At 55.1% G+C, this 18,681-nt stretch carries 19 protein-coding genes and 3 tRNA genes; 5 read left to right on the top strand and 17 right to left on the bottom strand.

Annotation, left to right across the window (positions count from 1 at the left end):
* The 13 genes from H0484_RS13770 to H0484_RS13710 form a co-directional block, all read right to left on the bottom strand.
* Positions 1–126: GTP-binding protein (locus H0484_RS13770; protein ID WP_255645315.1), on the bottom strand; the 126-nt coding region annotated here is incomplete at its 3' end.
* A gap of 58 nt (positions 127–184) precedes the next feature.
* Positions 185–259 (bottom strand) — tRNA-Thr (locus H0484_RS13765).
* 47 nt (positions 260–306) lie between these two features.
* Positions 307–380, bottom strand: a tRNA-Gly gene (locus tag H0484_RS13760).
* A gap of 97 nt (positions 381–477) precedes the next feature.
* Positions 478–564, bottom strand: a tRNA-Tyr gene (locus H0484_RS13755).
* 73 nt (positions 565–637) lie between these two features.
* Entirely contained in the window at positions 638–1,561 is a 924-nt protein-coding gene (locus H0484_RS13750) for a ParB/RepB/Spo0J family partition protein (protein WP_226955218.1), read from the bottom strand.
* Between the two features lie 14 nt (positions 1,562–1,575).
* The gene (locus H0484_RS13745) at positions 1,576–2,412 is read right to left on the bottom strand and encodes a ParA family protein (RefSeq protein ID WP_315859986.1); all 837 of its coding nucleotides are present in this window, start codon (positions 2,410–2,412) and stop codon (positions 1,576–1,578) included.
* Positions 2,409–3,089 (bottom strand): 16S rRNA (guanine(527)-N(7))-methyltransferase RsmG, encoded by a 681-nt coding sequence (rsmG, locus tag H0484_RS13740; RefSeq protein WP_226955217.1) that lies wholly within the window; start codon positions 3,087–3,089, stop codon positions 2,409–2,411. Before rsmG ends, H0484_RS13745 begins: the two co-directional genes overlap by 4 nt.
* Positions 3,086–5,002 carry a tRNA uridine-5-carboxymethylaminomethyl(34) synthesis enzyme MnmG gene (gene mnmG, locus H0484_RS13735; protein ID WP_226955216.1) on the bottom strand — a complete coding sequence of 639 codons (1,917 nt, stop codon included), beginning with the start codon at positions 5,000–5,002 and terminating at the stop codon, positions 3,086–3,088. The genes rsmG and mnmG overlap by 4 nt, the downstream gene beginning before the upstream one ends.
* 537 nt (positions 5,003–5,539) lie before the next feature.
* Positions 5,540–6,025, bottom strand: a complete 486-nt coding sequence (locus tag H0484_RS13730; RefSeq protein ID WP_226955215.1) for an AtaL-like protein — start codon at positions 6,023–6,025, stop codon at positions 5,540–5,542.
* Between the two features lie 185 nt (positions 6,026–6,210).
* Positions 6,211–7,278: a metallophosphoesterase gene (locus H0484_RS13725; RefSeq protein ID WP_226955214.1), complete on the bottom strand. Its 1,068-nt coding sequence runs from the start codon at positions 7,276–7,278 to the stop codon at positions 6,211–6,213.
* Positions 7,279–7,291: 13 nt separating this feature from the next.
* Positions 7,292–7,756, bottom strand: a complete 465-nt coding sequence (locus H0484_RS13720) for a MarR family winged helix-turn-helix transcriptional regulator (protein ID WP_226955213.1) — start codon at positions 7,754–7,756, stop codon at positions 7,292–7,294.
* Positions 7,749–9,557: an acyl-CoA dehydrogenase C-terminal domain-containing protein gene (locus H0484_RS13715; protein WP_226955212.1), complete on the bottom strand. Its 1,809-nt coding sequence runs from the start codon at positions 9,555–9,557 to the stop codon at positions 7,749–7,751. The genes H0484_RS13720 and H0484_RS13715 overlap by 8 nt, the downstream gene beginning before the upstream one ends.
* A gap of 46 nt (positions 9,558–9,603) precedes the next feature.
* Positions 9,604–10,392, bottom strand: a complete 789-nt coding sequence (locus tag H0484_RS13710; RefSeq protein ID WP_226955211.1) for a crotonase/enoyl-CoA hydratase family protein — start codon at positions 10,390–10,392, stop codon at positions 9,604–9,606.
* Between the two features lie 175 nt (positions 10,393–10,567).
* On the opposite strand from H0484_RS13710, the gene H0484_RS13705 reads away from it, so the two are divergent.
* The gene (locus H0484_RS13705) at positions 10,568–11,374 is read left to right on the top strand and encodes an alpha/beta fold hydrolase (protein WP_226955210.1); all 807 of its coding nucleotides are present in this window, start codon (positions 10,568–10,570) and stop codon (positions 11,372–11,374) included.
* On the opposite strand, the gene ada is transcribed toward H0484_RS13705, so the two are convergent.
* From ada to alkB, 3 genes are all read right to left on the bottom strand, one after another.
* Complete coding sequence (gene ada, locus H0484_RS13700; RefSeq protein WP_226955209.1) at positions 11,371–12,309, bottom strand: bifunctional DNA-binding transcriptional regulator/O6-methylguanine-DNA methyltransferase Ada; 939 nt, start codon at positions 12,307–12,309, stop codon at positions 11,371–11,373. The two genes, H0484_RS13705 and ada, sit on opposite strands and share 4 nt — an antisense overlap.
* A 90-nt stretch (positions 12,310–12,399) precedes the next feature.
* Positions 12,400–12,960, bottom strand: coding sequence for a methylated-DNA--[protein]-cysteine S-methyltransferase (locus H0484_RS13695; protein ID WP_226955208.1), 561 nt, complete (start codon positions 12,958–12,960; stop codon positions 12,400–12,402).
* A gap of 2 nt (positions 12,961–12,962) precedes the next feature.
* The gene (gene alkB / locus H0484_RS13690; protein ID WP_226955207.1) at positions 12,963–13,613 is read right to left on the bottom strand and encodes a DNA oxidative demethylase AlkB; all 651 of its coding nucleotides are present in this window, start codon (positions 13,611–13,613) and stop codon (positions 12,963–12,965) included.
* Positions 13,614–13,823: 210 nt separating this feature from the next.
* On the opposite strand from alkB, the gene H0484_RS13685 reads away from it, so the two are divergent.
* Positions 13,824–14,855, top strand: a complete 1,032-nt coding sequence (locus H0484_RS13685) for a hypothetical protein (RefSeq protein WP_226955206.1) — start codon at positions 13,824–13,826, stop codon at positions 14,853–14,855.
* Positions 14,856–14,915: 60 nt separating this feature from the next.
* On the opposite strand, the gene H0484_RS13680 is transcribed toward H0484_RS13685, so the two are convergent.
* Positions 14,916–15,845, bottom strand: coding sequence for a LysR substrate-binding domain-containing protein (locus H0484_RS13680; RefSeq protein WP_226955205.1), 930 nt, complete (start codon positions 15,843–15,845; stop codon positions 14,916–14,918).
* A gap of 278 nt (positions 15,846–16,123) precedes the next feature.
* Here H0484_RS13680 and H0484_RS13675 point away from each other — a divergent pair, with 278 nt between their 5' ends.
* Genes H0484_RS13675 through H0484_RS13665 form a run of 3 tightly spaced genes read left to right on the top strand, consistent with a single transcriptional unit; the run spans position 16,124 to position 18,584 of the window.
* Complete coding sequence (locus H0484_RS13675; RefSeq protein WP_226955204.1) at positions 16,124–16,804, top strand: DUF2848 domain-containing protein; 681 nt, start codon at positions 16,124–16,126, stop codon at positions 16,802–16,804.
* Between the two features lie 39 nt (positions 16,805–16,843).
* A complete protein-coding gene (locus H0484_RS13670) occupies positions 16,844–17,224 on the top strand; it encodes a cupin (protein ID WP_226955203.1) in 381 nt (126 codons plus the stop codon).
* 13 nt (positions 17,225–17,237) lie between these two features.
* Positions 17,238–18,584, top strand: a complete 1,347-nt coding sequence (locus tag H0484_RS13665) for an amidase (protein ID WP_255645301.1) — start codon at positions 17,238–17,240, stop codon at positions 18,582–18,584.
* Positions 18,585–18,681 lie beyond the last annotated feature (97 nt).

The following is an 18,681-nucleotide window of genomic DNA, read 5'->3' as shown; positions in this document are numbered from 1 at the left end:
GCCGCCAAATTCCTTGGACAACACCGTGCAGATCGCTGCCGTCAGCGTCGTTTTGCCGTGGTCAACGTGGCCAATCGTGCCTACGTTTACGTGCGGTTTCGTCCGCTCAAACTTCTCTTTTGCCATGGTCGACTCCTGACTGTGGAATATGTACCAACAACGATATTAAAGAAGAAAAAATACGTGGTGCCCATGACGCGGATCGAACGCGTGACCTCTCCCTTACCAAGGGAGTGCTCTACCACTGAGCCACATGGGCGATGTATTCATTGGAATCAGCGCGGGTAGTGCGTTGATTCACCGACTTGGAGCGGGTGAAGGGAATCGAACCCTCGTCGTAAGCTTGGAAGGCTTCTGCTCTACCATTGAGCTACACCCGCAAGGATTCGTTCTTACCCGGCCTTTTAAACCGATTAACGCTGTAATCAAACCTGCAAACCAAGCCTGAATTAAACGCCAACCTGTGGCTGGTTTTCTTGGTGGTGGGAGTTGGATTCGAACCAACGTAGGCGCAAGGCCAACAGATTTACAGTCTGCCCCCTTTAACCACTCGGGCATCCCACCGAAAGAACCCCGAATTATGGGCTCTTTTTTTACGCTTGTCAAATCATGAAACGGTGCATGTGTACAGAACGCCTCAATTTTCCAGCACGCTGGCCAGTCCTTGACGTTCAAGCAAGGCATTCAGGTGTTCCCAATCATGGAAATCGATGACGAGCTGGCCCTTGTTGCGCGCACCCACCTTGAGGCTGACCTTGGTACCCAGCAAGTCGGCCAAAGCACGCTCTAGCCGTAGCGTATCGCCGGATGGTACGGACCTGGTCCGAGGGCCGCTCGTTGCGTGGCCTTCGTTTTCTTGCTGAACTCGGGTCACCAGTTTTTCGGCTTCACGCACCGATAGGCGTTTGGCAATGATCTCGTTGGCCGCAAGAATTTGCTGAGCGGCTTCTAGCGCAAGCAGGGCACGGGCGTGCCCCATGTCGATGTCTCCTGCCAGCAGCATGGTTTGCACGGGTTCGCAAAGATTCAACAAACGCAGCAAGTTGCTGGTTGCTGAGCGCGAACGGCCAATAGCTGTTGCCGCCTGCTCGTGAGTGAGGGCAAATTCGTCAAGCAGGCGCTTGACTCCTTGGGCTTCTTCAAGCGGATTGAGGTCTTCGCGCTGAATGTTCTCGATGAGCGCCATGATGGCGGCATTTTCATCCGCTACTTCCCGCACCAGAACCGGTACTTCTTTCAAGCCCGCCAATTGGGCGGCACGAAAGCGCCTTTCCCCGGCAATGATCTCGTACTGGTCTTTGAGATCGGTAAGCGGACGCACCAGTATGGGCTGCATGATGCCCTGAGTGCGGATGGACTCCGCCAGTTCCGCCAAAGCCCCTTCGTCCATGCGGGTGCGCGGCTGATAGCGGCCTGCACGCAATTTTTTTACGGGCAGCGTGGTGGGCAACGCAGAGGCTTGCTGGGAAGCGTCCGTATCCAGGTTTTCGATAGCGGTTTTGTCGGCGCCCAACAGGGCGTCCAAACCGCGGCCCAGACCTTTCAGGCGTTTCGTCGCCATTGTCTTTTTCTCCATCAGGGGTTGGCCGTATTGGCCGTGCGGGCCGTTGAGCGCAACGCTTCGCGTTTCATGCGCTTGATCAGCTCATCCGCAAACTCGAGGTAGGCTTTTGCGCCACGCGAATTTTTGTCGTAGACCACACCGGGTAGACCGTGGCTGGGTGCCTCGGCCAGACGCACATTACGCGGCACGATGGCCTGGAAAACCTTGTCGCCAAAATGCGTTTCAATCTGCGCCGATACCTGCTGCTGCAGGGTGACCCGGGTATCGAACATCACCCTGAGCAGACCGATGAAATTCAGGTGCGGATTGATGTTCTGACGCACACGCTTGACGGTGTTGACCAGATCGGACAAGCCTTCCAGGGCGAAATATTCACACTGCATGGGAATCAGCACGCCATCGGCTGATACCAGGCCATTAAGCGTCAGCAGCGACAACGTGGGCGGGCAATCGATGAGGATGAAATCGTATTCATCGCGCACAGAAAGTATGGCTTTGCGTAATTGCTGCTCGCGTTCTTCCATCTGGATGAGGTCGATTTCGGCACCGGAAAGTTCGCGATTGGCCGGAAGCACGTCGTATCGACCTGCCTCGGAATACTGCCTGGCTTGGGCGATGGTGGCTTCGCCTATCAGAACCTGGTACAGATTGGCATTGACCGCGTTCTTGTCTATGCCGCTGCCCATGGTGGCATTGCCCTGTGGGTCGAGGTCTATGAGTAACACGCGCTTTTTCAAGGCAGCCAGTGCAGCAGCCAGGTTGATGGCTGTCGTGGTCTTGCCTACGCCACCTTTCTGATTGGCAATACAGAAAACCTTGGTCAGGTTGTCGGACTGAACTTGATTCATGAATTTCCTTGGCGATGGAGCCACACCAGACATCGCTGCGCGTCTAGCAAGGGTACATGCAGTGCTTCCACACGTTCCACCCTCCATTGTGCCTGTGCGTCGTGCAAGGCATCGATTTCGTCCTGGGGAACGCGGCCTTTCATGGCCAGCACCACACCGTCAGGGCCTGCGTGACGACTTGCCCACTGTACAAAATCGGGTAATGAAGCAAAAGCCCGTGAAACCACGATGTCGGCGTTGTAAACCGGCAGTTGTTCTACCCTGCCATGCACTGCGTGCAGGTTGGGCAGCCCCAGAATGCTGCTCATTTGGCGCACGAAAGCCATTTTTTTCTCGACGGCATCGACACAATAAACGCGCCATTCGGGATGCATGATGGCCAGCAGCGTACCGGGCAAACCCGCACCGGACCCGACATCGACAATGACGGTTTCGTCGTTGCCAGACCGGGTCTGCAGAAAGTTTTGAATCGGATTGACCACCGCCAAGCTGTCCAGCACATGCTGTACCAGGATTTGCTCGGGCTGACGCAGCGCCGTCAGATTATAGGTTTTATTCCATTTCTGTATCTGTGCCATGTAGGCCAGAATTGCGCTTTCTTGCCGCTCGTCCAGCGTCAGATTCAACGCTGTAGCGGCCTGCCTGAGGTTTTCGACGTGGGACTGCGAACTGTTCATGCCTTGTGCTTACCGGACAAATGGCGCTTGATGTGTATCAACAGCAAGGAGATGGCTGCGGGCGTCACACCTGAGACGCGACTGGCCTGACCCAATGTGGTCGGCCTGGCCACCTTCAGTTTTTGCCTGACCTCGATGGAAAGAGCGGGTATCGCATCGTAGTCGAAATCCTCGGGTATGGTCTGCTCGGCCTGCTCAGTCATGCGACGGACTTCCTCTTGCTGCCTGTCAACGTAACCCGCGTACTTGATCTGGATCTCTACCTGTTCGGCGATAACCGGGTCTTGCAAGCCTGGGCCCGCGAGCAGTTCGCCATTGGGCAAACGAAAATCCATGAGACCCAGGTAATCCAACTCTGGGCGTTTCAACAAATCAGCCACAGCATATTCACGCTCTAGGGGCTTGCCCAACAACTGCGTAGCGGAATGCGCGTCCAGGATTTTGCTATTGACCCAAGTGCTGCGCAAGCGCTGTATCTCTGCGGCTACAGCGTCTCGTTTGCGGTTGAACGCCTCCCATCTCTCGTCATCTATCAAGCCAAGTTGACGGCCCGTTTCTGTCAAGCGCATGTCCGCATTGTCTTCGCGCAGACTCAAACGGTACTCGGCTCGCGATGTAAACATTCTGTAAGGTTCTGTTACGCCATTTGTTACAAGATCATCTACAAGCACGCCTAAATAAGCGTCGTTTCGAGCGGGCGTCCAGGCGGGCTCATTTTTTACGTACTGTGCTGCATTGACACCTGCCAACAAACCTTGTGCCGCAGCTTCTTCGTACCCGGTTGTGCCATTGATTTGGCCGGCAAAAAATAAACCCGAAATAGCCTTGGTTTCTAAACTTGGTTTCAAACCACGTGGATCATAGTAATCGTATTCAATTGCGTAGCCAGGCCTGACTATCACGGTGTTCTCAAGCCCGGGCAAACTACGCACCAGCGCAAACTGCACATCAAAAGGCAAGCTTGTCGAAATACCGTTGGGATAGATTTCTGTCGTTGACCAGCCTTCAGGTTCCAAAAATACCTGATGACTTTGTTTGTCGGCGAACCTATGAATTTTGTCTTCGATAGAAGGGCAATATCGCGGGCCTATTCCTTCTATAGTCCCTTGATCGCTGTACATGGGAGAGCGATCCAAGCCAGAACGAATAATGTCATGAGATTTTTCGTTGGTGTGCGTAATCCAGCAAGACACCTGCCGCGGATGCATCGCAGCATTTCCCAGGAAAGAGAATACCGGTACAGGATCCAGGTCGCCAGGTTGCTCTTGGGTTTTTGAAAAATCAATCGTACGTGCGTCTAACCTAGGGGGAGTGCCCGTTTTTAAACGACCGACAGGAAGAGCAAGTTCACGCAATCTGTGTGCTAAGGATATGGCAGGCGGATCTCCAGCACGGCCTCCTTCATAATGCTCTAGTCCCACGTGGATCAGACCATTCAAGAAGGTACCTGCCGTTAGCACAACTGCATCAGCTTCAAATATCAAACCGACCTTGGTTTTTACACCGCATACCTTTTCACCTTTCAGCAAAAGATCCTCAACAGGTTGCTGAAAAACCGTGAGATTAGGTTGATGCTGAATGATTTGCCGTATGGCTTGCCGATAAAGGGATCTATCCGCTTGTGCTCGTGTGGCGCGAACAGCCGGCCCTTTAGAACGATTCAGAATTCGAAACTGTATGCCGGCTTTGTCAGTTGCCAAAGCCATAGCACCGCCCAACGCATCTACCTCTTTGACTAAATGACCTTTACCAATGCCACCGATTGATGGATTGCAGGACATTTGTCCAAGAGTGTCTAAGTTGTGAGTGAGTAAAAGAGTAGAGAGGCCGGTTCGAGCCGCAGCTAAGGCAGCTTCAGTTCCGGCATGTCCACCCCCTACAACGATGACGCTGAATTTTTCAGGGTAGTACATGGCGTAGATCTTGAAGTCAATGTTGAATTATACGACTCTAGGTTTGTTTCACGTGGAACGCGGCGGCAATGTTTCACGTGAAACGTTGGGGTATCTTCCGTTTAATGTTTAAGACTGTTCCACGTGAAACAACACTTCGAACAAACTGAGTAGGCAGGGTATTGGTTTTGTTGTGTTTCACGTGGAACACCTAAATGTGGATAACCCTGGGGATAAGCTGTGGGAGGTTTGTGGATTGCGGTTTTTAGGCTTTTCCCTCTTTTTATCTATCTTTTCTATATATAAAACTGGTAGAACTGATGGGTGTCTGTGCATAACTGGCATAAGTGCAAAAACCAGATATCTTTCAAAGAGTTGAACGCAAAAAATCTCTGGACTACTTTCTGGATGACTCAAGAACAGTTTCTGGACAATTTTTCGTTTGTTGATAAAACCGCAGTTATCAAGAAATGATCCACAACTTACCAACAGACTTTCCCGGTACAAAAAAAGCCCGTTTCATGCAGAATCGGGCTGGGTTTCAAATGTGGAACAGTTTTAGTGTGGGCTGTTGTGAGCCAATTCACGTATGCGAGTCACCGTATCCATATCCAACGCTTGATACGCTTGCTCGCGAATGCCTCTTTCTTCGGCGGTAAGTAGCTGCTCAGAGGGATCTGAATCGTCCCATTCATAAATAAATCGCAAGAAAAGCGAACTTACCTCGGGTTCTTCGATGCACGTACGAGCGGAGCATGCAGGCCAGCGATCAGTGCCGATCACTTCTACCTTGATCTCTTCCATGGGTGTCAGTGTGGCCTTGTCATGAACCTCAAATGCACCGAAATGCAGGGTGCGTTCAATCACCTCTATACCGTTCTCAAGGCGTTCGTGTTGCCTGACTGAATGCCCTTCTAGACCGATAATGAAGTGAGCGGGGTCGTAGATACGCAGGGCGATACCGCGCCACACCTGCTCACGACTAAGCAAGGGCGGCGAGCCGAGTTCAAAAGAGTTGATTTGTATGATGTGTTCAAACCGCATGGCGATGTCCAGTTCAGAAAGGATAGCTTTGCCTGGGGCGAATGGCGCGCTCGTGTGAACAGACCTACCAGTGAGAGTAGGCTATTGGTGAAGCGCAGCGCTGTTAACCCAGGCCTAGCGTAATAGTATGGCCTAAGGCTTTATATGTGACTGTGGCTGATAGGGCGGACGTCGGCGAATTAAGGCTACACGCCAGGGGCATGCAGGGTAGGGAGGACTTCGCCTGTGTCCAGTACCAGCTGCCGCTCAGGCCACTGCAAAGCGGCCAGCTTGAATCTGGACTCATGGATAGGGCGCTTTACCTTACGATCGCGCCAGCGGGCTCCTACCGAGTAATCTACGCAAAACACATTACGCCGCTTACCAAACCACGCTTGAGGATGGATGTTGTTGAACATCTGTGTGTAGCGCGGCATGTTTTTAAGCTTGAGTGGGCTAAGCATGCGCCAGTAATGACCAAACACGACAGGAGTATCTTCTTCGTAATGGTCCCACCAGTTGACCCGATCTGAAAAACGCCAACGATTACCTGCAAAAAAGGCTTCTGTGGCACGGGTTTCCACACCGGATGTCAGCACCTTAAGCGGATTTACCATTTGCTGCATGGCCTCGTAGTCGGCCAAGGAATCGAGGAAGGGCGGAGGGGTCGACTCATTCTCGAGTTGAGCCGCCCAGTGCTGTTTGTCGCGCAAATACCTGTCATACAGGCCTGTGGCTTGGGCAGACGACTCTGCCGCGAAAGTCCACATCTTGTACTGCTCAGTGACGTTGCCAAGGGTAACGGTACTGACGGCGTCTATCGCGGACCGTGTCCAGGCGGCATGAACGATACGGATGTCTTTTCGTACTAAAGCGACGGGTAGACTGCCTAGAAACCGGCGCAAAGCGGGTTTCTCGGATTCGGGTGTGCGCTGTACATTGCCGTAGTTGATTTTGTCTTGAGCGTAGCGTTCTTCGAAGAACCAACCCGATCCGTCTTTAGCATCGTCAATCAGCAAATTGATTTCGTGATTACCCAGAATGCTGTAGGCATTACCTTGGCTAATCAGGTGTTGCACCCGATGAAGCACCCCTAGGCTGTCTGGCCCCCTATCGACCAGATCACCGACGAACACCAGCTTACGTTGCTGGGGGTGATTACCTTGTTCGTCGTAGCCCAGCTTCTTGAGCAGTTTGTCTAGTGCATCCGACTCGCCGTGTATATCACCAACGATGTCCAGCGGGTGATTGGGGAGTTTTTTTACCAGATGCATGGGTGAGAAAAATTCAGGGTTGAGTAGGTAGGAAAATCTTCTGCAGCAGGCCAAGTAGGGTATGGCGCTCGGCTTCGGACAACTGCGGTAGCGCTTCGGCCTCGGCAACAACTGCCTCGGCTTGATCGCAAAGGAGGGTTCCACGTGAGTGTAGAACCAAGACTTGTGAGCGCTTATCTAGGGGATTGCGCTGGCGGGCAAGCAAGCCGTCTTGTTCCATGCGGTCTAGCACGGTAGCCAAGTTGGGCGGAGACACTTTAATGGTCTCGCCCAAGCGTTTCTGGGTGATGCCGGAGTTCCTTTTTACCACAGACAGAATGGTGTATTCGACTGGACGTAAACCCAGTGTCGCCAGCTGCTTTTTTAGCTCAGGGACGATGGCCAAATAAGTCTGCAAGCAGCTATATCCTATAGACTGCAACAGCACCGCTTGGTCGACTGTCTGGGAATCCGACAACGGCAAACTCTGGTCAGTCATATTGCTTCAGAATTTCGGGAAGAAAGACATTGCCGTTGGCTTGTTCGCTGGCGGCGATGGCATTGCCAATAACCTGTAAATGCTGACGTACCTCGGGCAATACAAAGTCAAAGTAATAACGCGCCGTGTTTTGCTTACCCGCATGCAACTCAGGGTCTTGGCTCATCAGTGCTTCCGAGCGCTGGGCGGCGCGCAGCCAGAACCACGCCAGACTGACATGGCCTAACAATCGCAGGTAGTCGGGGGCAACCAGGTGGGGCAGGGCGGCATGCTGGGCTGCGGCTTTTCCTATGGCTTGGCTGACGTCTCGTACTTCGTTTATCAAGGAAGCCAAGGTGGTGGCACAAGCGCCGAAGGCGCCGTCTTGCGCAGCTTGAGCGGTATCTGAAATACCTTGCAGGTAGTCTTCCAAGACCTTACCGTTGTCAGCCAATACCTTGCGCAACAACAGGTCTACAGCTTGAATTTCGTTGGTGCCTTCGTAAATCATGGCGATACGGGCATCGCGCACATATTGTTCTATGCCGGTTTCGCGCACATAGCCATGCCCCCCAAATACCTGCAAGGCCTGACTGGCCCCTGCAAAGCCTTGGTCGGTCATCATGGATTTGATGATGGGCGTTACCAATGCCAAAAAGCCGTGCGCCTTGGCTTGTGCTTGAGCATCAGGATGATGCTCGGCGGTATCCAGCAGCAAGGCAGCCCAATAGGTCAACATGCGACCACCTTCTACGTAGGCGCGTTGAGTCATCAGCAGGCGTTGCATGGGTGGGTGCAGCACGATGGGGTCGGCCGCTTGCCCGGCTCGGCTGGGCGGTCTGACCGCCGCGCGAGATTGGAGACGTTCTTGTGCATAGGCCAATGCGCTGGCATAAGAGGCCCCGGCCAACCCCAACCCTTGCATCCCTACGTGCAAACGAGCCGAGTTCATCATGACGAACATGGCAGCCAGGCCACGATTGGGTTCACCCACCAAATAGCCTATGGCGTCGTCAAATTGCAGGCTAGTCGTGGCACTGCCGTGCAAGCCCATTTTGTGCTCGATGCCGGTGCACGTAACGGTATTGCGGGCGCCCAAACCGTCGCCTTCCGGCAGGTATTTGGGCACCAGGAACAGCGAGATCCCCTTGCTGCCGGCTGGGGCATCGGGCAGACGCGCCAGTACCAGATGCACGATGTTTTCCGTCATGTCGTGCTCGCCGCCCGAGATGAAGATCTTGCTGCCCGTAATACGGGCGCTGCCGTCAGCCTGCATGACGGCCCGCGTGCGCAGCAAACCCAAATCGCTGCCGGCTTGCGATTCGGTGAGACCCATGGTGGCCAGCCATTCGCCAGAAGCGATTTTTGGAAGATACTGATTTTTCAGTGCCTCGCTACCGTACTGATGCAAGCAGGAATACGCTCCGTGCAGCAAACCTGGGAACATAGTCCAGGCGTGGTTGGAAGCACTGAGCATTTCGTACAGAATGCAATTCAGTGTATTGGGCAAACCTTGGCCGCCGTACTCGGGATGACAAGGTAACGCCGGCCAGCCGGCTTCGCAGAATTGTGCGTAAGCCTGGGCAAAACCGTCTGGGGTTTTGACTTGGCCGTCTTGGTAACGGCAGCCTTGCTCGTCACCCGGGGCATTCAAGGGTGCCACCACTTCGCTGGCGAAGCGCCCGGCTTCTTCCAGCACTTGCATCATGAGCTCCTTGTCCATCTCGGCGAAGGCGGGGATGTTCTGAAGCGTTGCGGGTGCATCAAGCAGATCGCCCAGAACGTATTCGATATCTTTAAGAGGAGGTTGGTAGCTCAACATGATGGCTTAACTCGTGACAAAACAGCTAGTTGGGTAAAGAAAGGGCTTAACGCTGGAACTGAACTTTGTTCTGTTTGTTTTCCAGGAACTGGCGCAGGAGTTCGCGAGTGGAGGGATCGGTTTGCGCAACGGCGGCCATCAGGGATTCGGTAGCCAAGCCGTCGTGGATGGTTTGATCGGCGATGCGGGGCAACATGTGCATGACGCCATAGTTGGTCATCGCGGCATTGGAAGCAATGCTTGCAGCCAGTTCGCGCGCTTTTTCCAGTCCCATGCCGGCTTCGACCGAATATTGCGCCAGGCCTGCTTGCACGCCTTCTTGGGAATTCAATACGCGGCCCGTCAACATCATGTCGGTCATGCCGGGTACGCCCATCAGGCGCGTAATACGTACCGAACCGCCGCCGCCGACAAACAGGCCGCGCTTGCCTTCGGGCAGGGCAAAGAAGGCCGAAGGTTCGGCAATACGGATATGGGTAGAGGCGGCTAATTCAAGACCACCGCCCACGACGGCGCCATGCAGCACGGCAATAACCGGTGCCCGACCGAACTGAATATGGTCGAAAGAGCGATGCCACAGGCGGGAAAGCATGACCGATTGGGGAACCGTATGCTCGGATACTTCGGAAAGGTCCAGACCAGCGCAGAAATGATCGCCTTCACCGTGCAGGATGATGGCTTTGACGTGTTCGGGCATGTCTTGGAAGCACTGACCCAGTTGCTGAACCAGTTCGATATTGATGGCATTGCGCTTTGCAGAGCGGGTGATTTTGACTTCGGCAATGCCGTCATCGGAAACGCGTGTTTCGAGCATGGAGAAAGAGTTCAGGCTCATGCCTAGTGACCTTTGAAAAAATATTAGTTATAAAATATAAACATTATGGATTATAAGTAGAAAGCTCAATAGAGGAAACGCGGGTTTTCCTGGGATAAAGCCATGGCTCGACAGCCGGCCCCCAGCGTTGTACGCTGCCCGCCAACCACGGATTAAGACGTTCAGGAGGAAGACAATGCCGATACTGGAATCCGGCGAATGGCGCATCGATTATTTAGATGAGGGTCAAGGGCCCCCGGTACTGCTGATTCACAGCGCTTCAAGCAGCTACAAACAATGGCGACCGCTGATAGACACCCTGAGTCAGAGCCATAGAGTATTGGCGATCAATTTGTATGGTTACGGAGAGACCAGTCCCTGGCCTGCCGACCGCGTACAAACGGTGGCGGATCAGCTTGAGATCGTGCTTGCGCTGATGGATCACGTGCCGGGCAAGCTTAGTTTGGTGGGGCATTCGCTGGGCGCGGTATTGGCCATGGAGGCGGCCTTATGCCGACCCGAGCAGGTAGAAAAGCTGATTATGTATGAGCCCAACCCTTTCCATCTCATGCGAGACCACGGTCTGGACGAAGCTTTCGCAGGCATGGTGGGGCTGATGGATACGGTGCAGTCTTTGCATGAACAAGGCCGCTCCGAAGAGGCTGCCCGCCATTTCATTATTTTTTGGTCCGATGAAGCGGGTTGGAACGCCATGTCGGCAAAACGCCAGGCGACATTGGCCCAAGCCATAGGCTGCAGTATTCACGAAGGCCGGGCGCTGGAACGCAACACCACATCTATGCAGGTCTATGCCAGCCTAAGCATGCCCACCTTACTGATGTATGCCGCCGATACCAACCCGGTGATCGCCCAAGTGTTAAGACTGCTGGAAAAAGGCTGTCCTCATTGGCAGGTGGCTGTGCAGCCCGAGGGGGGGCACTTGGCGCCGCTTACGCATCCCGAACAGGTCAATGCCGTTATCCAGGATTTTCTCGAACATTAGTCTGGTGTTACGGATGTAGGCGCTTCAGGTTGAGCACCCCCGTCGAGGCGCGCCTCGACGGGTTCCGCCTCGCGTCTTAGCAGTTCACGTTTACGTTCTATGCCCCAGCGGTAGCCGGCCAAATCACCATTTTTGCGCACCACGCGATGGCAGGGAATGGCAACGGCCAAGGCATTGGCGCCGCAAGCTTGGGCAACCGCTCGGGTCGAGTTGGGCATGCCCAGACGCTGGGCGATATCGGTGTAGCTGACGGTCGTACCGGGTGGAATTTCACGCAGGGCCTGCCACACGCGCTGCTGGAAGGCCGTACCGCGTATGTCCAGGGGCAGTTTCAAACCTAAGGCGGGGGTTTCCACCAAACCCACCACTTGAGCCACCCACTGTTCGAAGTTCTCGTCACCGCCCTGAAGCTGGGCCTTGGGGAAGCGGTCTTGCAGATCTTGCAGCAGTTCTTCCGGTTCATCGCCAAGCAAAATCGCGCAAATGCCGCGTGGACTTTGCGCGACCAGGATCGCGCCCAAGAAACATTGCCCGACGGCAAAGCGTATGACTGCGCCCTTGCCGCCATCACGGTAATCGCGTGCCTGCATGCCTAACAACTGATCGGCGTTTTCGTAGAAACGGCTGCTGGACTTGAAACCCGCCTTATGAATCGCGTCGGTAACGGTATCCGAGGTCTGCAAAGCCTGGCGTAGTTTCTGGGCCCTATGTGCGGTGGCATAGGCCTTGGGCGTAAGCCCGGTTTCTGCTTTGAACAAGCGATGAAAGTGGTGCGCGCTGATGCCTGCGTGAAGTGCCAAGTCGGCCAAGGTGGGCAGGGGTTCGGCAGCCTCAACGCGGGCTTCAATAAAGCGACAAGCCTCGGTAATTCGCTGCAAATGCGACTTTTGAACGGGCGCTTGCGCCTGAGCCAAGTTGGGGTTGGAGGTGTTCATCGAAACCATCCGGAAGTTGTCGGCATGGGAACAGATTAAGCGCTATTGCCGCAGCCGGCACTCCGCTTCTTGCTATTTGAGGCAAAAAGATCAGGGAAGCGGGCCTTGAAAGCCGGGTAAGGACGCTGTTTCAAAACCTGCCGCCTTCTCATGTTCTAGCAACCAGCGTTTGCGAAACAAGCCGCCGCCGTAACCCGTCAAGTTCCGGTTGCTGCCGATAATGCGGTGGCAAGGCAGCACGATGCTGATGGGGTTGGCGCCATTGGCCAAACCCACTGCCCGCACCGCCTTGGGGCGGCCTATGCGGGTGGCAAGCTCTAGGTAGCTAAGCGTTTGGCCTGCGGGGACGGTACGCAGCGCATGCCAGACTTCGCGTTGGAAGACTGTGCCGCCGGTGTCAATGTGCAAGGTGTCGGGGGCGGCCAAGTCGCCTTCAAAATAGGCTCGCATGGCCAGCGCTGCCGGTGAGCTTAGCTGGGTTTCTCGCAATTCTATGTGGGTACCCTTGTACTGCTGACGCATCAGTTCGCGCATGCGCACTTCATAGTCCCACCAATCCAACGCACGCAGAATCTGCTGCTCATCGCTGACCAGCAACATCTGCCCCAAGGGTGTTTGCATGCGTTCCAGCAAAAAAGTGGTCGTGCTCATGCTTACCCCGCCTTGCGAAAAGTGAAATTGATGCGCTGCTCACCCAATAAGGGGTGAGCGAGCCCTTTCAAAGGCATGATGCCGTGGTAACGCATGCGGTCAAGGCCGCCCCACACCACCACGTCGCCATGGTGCAAGACCACTTTGGCGGTGCGATCGCTGCGCTGGTGGCCGCCGAACAGAAAGGTAGCCGTCATACCCAAGGAAACCGAGACGATGGGGGCGCTGAAGTCGCGCTCGTTTTTGTCTTGATGCAAGGACATGCGTGAGCTTGGCAAATAGCGGTTGAGCAGGCAGGCATCGGGTTCAAAGTCTGGGAAACCGGCCTCGGCTGCCGCCGTGCGAGCCAACTGGGTAAAGCTTTGGGGCATGGCGGGCCAGGGTTGGCTATGTTGCGGATCGATACGGCTATAGCGATAGCCACTCCTATCGGTCACCCAGCCCAGCTTGCCGCAGTTGGTTAACGCGACAGACATGGTATAGCCCCCGGGGGTTTGCATTTGGCGAAAGGGTGACAGGGATGCTATTTGGGTAATGGCGGGGAGCAGTTCGTTGACGAAGGGCAGCGCAAAGCCGCGTAATACATACGCTTGATCCCCCAGGCGTTCGCGTTCGTTGGGGGCGAGTTCTTCGAAAAGATACAAGCTGGTCATGATGCATGTGGGGGAGCAACACAAGGATGCTTATCAGTCTAACCCCAGCGTGCTTGATCTTGCGCTGATGCTTTTCACTGATACTACGGTAGTGGCGTTTACCGCGTCACCACAGTTGCGGTTACCACGCCTACCAAGACGAGTCTTTTTACCTCTATCATGCGTGTAGCGAGATGATGATCAGCATAGGTAGGCAAGGACATTTCCCCCATGACGCAAGAACCGCTAGACGGCTGGAAACCTGAGCTTCGTCGAGCAATGATGCGGGTGAGGCCAGAGTACTTTTCCTGGCCCCAAGAGCAGCAAGAACGCTACGGTGTCGCGGTGCCCGAGGAAGACCGAGCGCGGCTGGACCTTGTGCTGATGCAGGAACTGTTCGGACGCACGAAGGCGTCGGTAGAGCAGACGGAAAGCATCTCTGATCGGCTCTCTGGTGAAGAGCTGAATCTCTGGAACGAAACCCTTTTGCCGTTAATGGGTATCGGTGAGGATTACTTTTTTCTCAACGAGCATTTTCGTGAAGGCGATTCCATTCTTCAGTATCAAACCCTGCGCGAATACGATGAGAGCGAGTACCGCTGGCAGGAAGAATATCGCCAGAAAGAAAGCGAGGATTACCTTGCCAAGCCTTATCGCGGCTACCTCTATCTGGGCTGGGCGAGGCTATTCGTCGATGGAAAATTTACCTATGCCACCTTATCCATGGCGGCGGGCTATCAAAATTCGCTGCTCGACGAACTGGGTAGCCAGTTGCTCGAACAGCGGATTCCACACCAATATGTTCCTGGCCCGCATCACGGTGAACAGGTAGGTGAGAACACGCGATGGGACATGCGCGTGAGCGCCGACGGGCAAGAAGAGGTGCTGGAGGAACTGCGCGAGCGCTTGTGGGGCTATGCGCAGGCTCGCTACGAGGCACTGAGCGACAGCTGGGATGCTCGCGGATTGAGCGGGGTTTATATGCTTGATGAGTCTCATGAAGGCGAGCGCGAACTACACCTGGTGTTCACCGATAAAGAAGCACTTTCCCGCGTACGTTTTCGTTCCTTCATGCGCGACTGCCGTGCCATACGCAGAGACGCTGACGAACTGTATCGAGCGGTCAGTGAAGAAAAGTCGGCGCTTTCCGACTTTATTGAAGCGCAGCATGCGGAAGTTTTAAGCAATCACGATCCCAAGGTACGACGACTACGCAAACGCAACAAGGTGATGATCGCCAAAGGCGCATTCGATGGTTTATGAGGCAGAAGGCTGGTTGCCCACTGGCGGAACTGCGTTGCGTGTAGGGAGCGTGAATCGTGCTTAGGTGGGCAGCGGTTGGCGGAACTCTTCGGCTTGTGCTTGCAGCCAGGCGCGAAATTCCGCTAGCAAAGCGTCGTCGGCCTTTTCCTCGGGGTAGGCAAAATAATAGGCGCCTTCACTGTGTATGGGCAGATGAGACAGGACGCATAGTTCGCCGCTGCGCAACGGTTCTTCGATCAGGAAGCGGGGCAACAGCGCTACACCCAAGCCAGCGCAGGCTGCGCTGACCAGCATGGATTGGATCTCGAAACGGGGACCGCGCATGACATTGATGTCATCCAGACCGGCTTTGGCACACCAATGGCGCCAGGCATCGGGGCGTGACATCAGGTGCAGCAGTCTATGTTTAGCAATGTCATGCGCTGTGATGGTCTTAGCGCCGCGTAGGAAAGACGGGCTGCCGACAGGCAACAAGAGTTCGTCGAACAAGTAATCGGTACGGGCGCCAGGCCAGTCGGGTTGGCCGAAATACAAAGCGCCGTCGAAGGCGCTTTCCGTAAAAAAGAAGCGTCCGCTGCGTGCACTGACATGAATGGTCAGGTCGGGATGCTGCGCATAAAACCCCCCCAGGCGCGAGACCATCCATTGTGCACCGACAGTCGGCAGCGACGTGATTTCCAGTGTGGCGCCATTGCCTTCATGAGCCATGACTTCCAGTGTGTCGCGCTCGATACGCTTGATGATCTGACCCACGCGGGCAGCATATAAGACGCCTGCACGAGTCAGCGAAATGCGCTTCTTGATACGGTTGAAAAGCCGCAGGCCCAATTTTTCTTCCAGCAAGGATATCTGCCGCGAGACGGCACTTTCTGTTAGCGAGAGCTCGTTGGCAGCACGGGTGATGCTTGCATGGCGGGCAGCGGCTTCGAAAGCGGTCAGGGCGTTGATGCTGGGCAAGCGGCGGCGCATAAGTTGATTCGTAAAAGTCAAGATGTATCAAGAATAAATCGTTTGATGAAGATGTGCAACGCTTCTAAGATGAGCTTGGAGATCGTGTCTGGGAGCGGTTTTTTTATCTTAATGATAATCAGAGTTTTGCGAGATATTCAGATTTTTCGGCAGTTTGTCGATTGACGATGCGCCGGATATATAGCCCAAACAGGATCATGCTTTTTTCTCAATATGTTTGTTCACTTGGTAATGGAGTCGCTTGCGGTCGTCAAGGGATGGGCATCAAGTGATGACGACTTCATCAGGACACACGCATCATGAAATTGACACTGGCAGCACAGGCAGAAACACGAACTTGTGAGGTCGATATTCGCCACGCAGTCATTGCCGGCTGGACGGGACGTGACCGTGAGGCCATGGAAAAACACATTGTTGAACTGGAGGCCCTGGGTGTGCCGCGTCCAGCAGCTACGCCCATGTATTACCGCGTTGCCGCTGCGCGGCTTACGACAGAGCCTGTCATTGAGGTCAGTGGCCAGGACTCCAGCGGTGAAGTCGAGTTCGTGCTGCTTAAGCATGAGGGCCGTTTGTGGATAGGCATAGGCTCCGACCATACCGACCGCAAGCTGGAGACCATAGGCGTCGCAATTTCCAAACAACTGTGCGATAAGCCGATAGGTGAGACTTGGTGGTCCTGGCAAGACATTGCCCCGCATTGGGACAGTTTGGTGTTGCACTCATGGATCACGGAGGCCGGCCAACGCGTGCTTTATCAAACGGGGTCGGTGACGACCATGCGTGATCCGGCAGAGTTGATGGCAGGGTATGGGGATGCCGGTGACGACTTGCCCGAAGGAGCCGTCATGTTCTGCGGGACGCTGGCGGCAGTAGGCGGAATTCGTTTCTCCGAGTCCTTCGAGTTTGAGTTGCACGACCCGGTATTGAACCGCAGCCTGCATCATGCCTATCGCGTGGCAGTGCTGCCTATTGCGGGCTGAAGTCCGCGTTGATGCCTACACGGCAAAGGAGCAAGACACATGGCGGTCAACAAATTGCATGATGAGTTTCATGCTATCGACATGAGTACCGGCTGGGAGACGCCGCCCGGTTATCCGCCCGGCATTGCGCAGAAGATCATTGCGGGTGCATTGGACGAAAAGAACAAACGCGGTACGCGCACGCGGCTATTGCGCTTCGAAGCCGGCGTCTACACCACAGCCCCTTTCGTACACGATTACTGGGAAGAGGTCTACCAGTTGTCGGGCGACATGATCGTGGGCAATGACGCCCAGGGCAACGGCGGCGAATCCTTCGCACCCAATACCTATGCTTGCCGTCCGCCTGGCGCCAAGCACGGACCCTTCAAGTCCGTGAACGGCTGTGTACTGTTGGAAATCCATTATTACGACCCGGTCTGACGATACGATGGCCATGCCCCCTACCCTTGAGTCCTTGCGCTTGGCTTTGGCGCAAGGAGTGACCAGTAGTCGCGAACTGGTGCAAAGGTGTCTCGCACGCATCCAGGACCCGGTGGGTGAAGGGGCGCGCACTTTCCTGCATGTCGATGTCCAGGCGGCGCTGGCAGCAGCAGATGCCGTGGACCGTGAACGCAGGGCAGGCCGCTGTACCAGGCCGTATGCCGGCATTCCGGTATCGATCAAGGATTTGTTCGATATCCAGGGGCAGACCACCACGGCCGGCTCACGCGTGCTGGCCGGACAGCCTCCTGCCACTCGGGATGCCGATGCCGTGGCACGGTTAAAGGCAGCCGGTTTCATTCCCATTGGCCGCACCAATATGACCGAGTTCGCGTACTCCGGCCTGGGCTTGAACCCGCATTACGGCACGCCGCTCAACCCTTACGACAGGGCGACAGGGCGCATCCCCGGTGGCTCGTCATCGGGTGCGGCCATTTCGGTGACGGACGGCATGGCGGTGGTCGCCTTGGGCACTGACACCGGCGGCTCTTGTCGCATCCCTGCCGCCTTGACAGGCCTGGTGGGCTACAAGCCCACTGCTTCCAGGGTATCGCTGCGAGGGGCATACCCCCTGTCCAGCGCCTTGGACAGTATCGGTCCTATCGGCGCTTCTGTAGATTGCTGCGCCATTGTCGATGCCATCCTGGCGGGCGAACCCGTTCAGCTTGATCAATGCGCAGACTTGAAGGGCCTGCGTATCGGCATTCCGCAAACGCTGGTGCTGGATGGCCTGGACACCGATGTGTCGCATGCTTTTGCCTCTGCCTTGCAACACTTGTCGCAAGCTGGCGCACAGATCATCGATATGCCGTTCCATGAGTTTGCTGAATTGGCCGTGATCAATGCTAAAGGCGGTTATACGGCAGCAGAGGCCTATCGTGCACACCGATACTTGATGGCCGAAAAAGGCCAGCATTACGACCCGCGTGTGCGGGTGCGTATCGAGAAGGGGGCGCAACAAACCCACGCCGATATCATTGAGCTGGACCGCCTGCGTGCGGACTGGATACGGCGGGTCGAGGCGCACTTGCTGCATGTCGATCTAATTGCTTGTCCGACAGTTCCCACTATCGCACCCACTCTGGCCGAACTGACGAATGACGAAGCCTATGGCCGCATCAACTTGGCTATGCTGCGCAATCCTACCTTCATCAACTTCTTGAATGGCTGCGCTATTTCCATGCCTTGCCATCAGCCGAACGAAGCCCCGGTGGGACTGATGTTTGCGGCGCAGGCAGGGCGTGACGCGTCATTGTTTGCGGCGGCACGCGCTGTCGAGGCCTTGTTGGCGACACGCTAGCGCATTTAGTTCGGTGCTTTGGCGGTCATGATTTCCATATCCGCCAGCATGGCATTACTAATGCGCATACAAAATGCGGATGAAAGCTTGCATCAAG

The organism is Mesopusillimonas faecipullorum (assembly GCF_020539505.1).
GTDB lineage: Bacteria > Pseudomonadota > Gammaproteobacteria > Burkholderiales > Burkholderiaceae_B > Mesopusillimonas > Mesopusillimonas faecipullorum.
The sequence above is the reverse complement of the archived record's forward strand: the minus strand, read 5'-3'. Positions and strand labels throughout refer to the sequence as shown.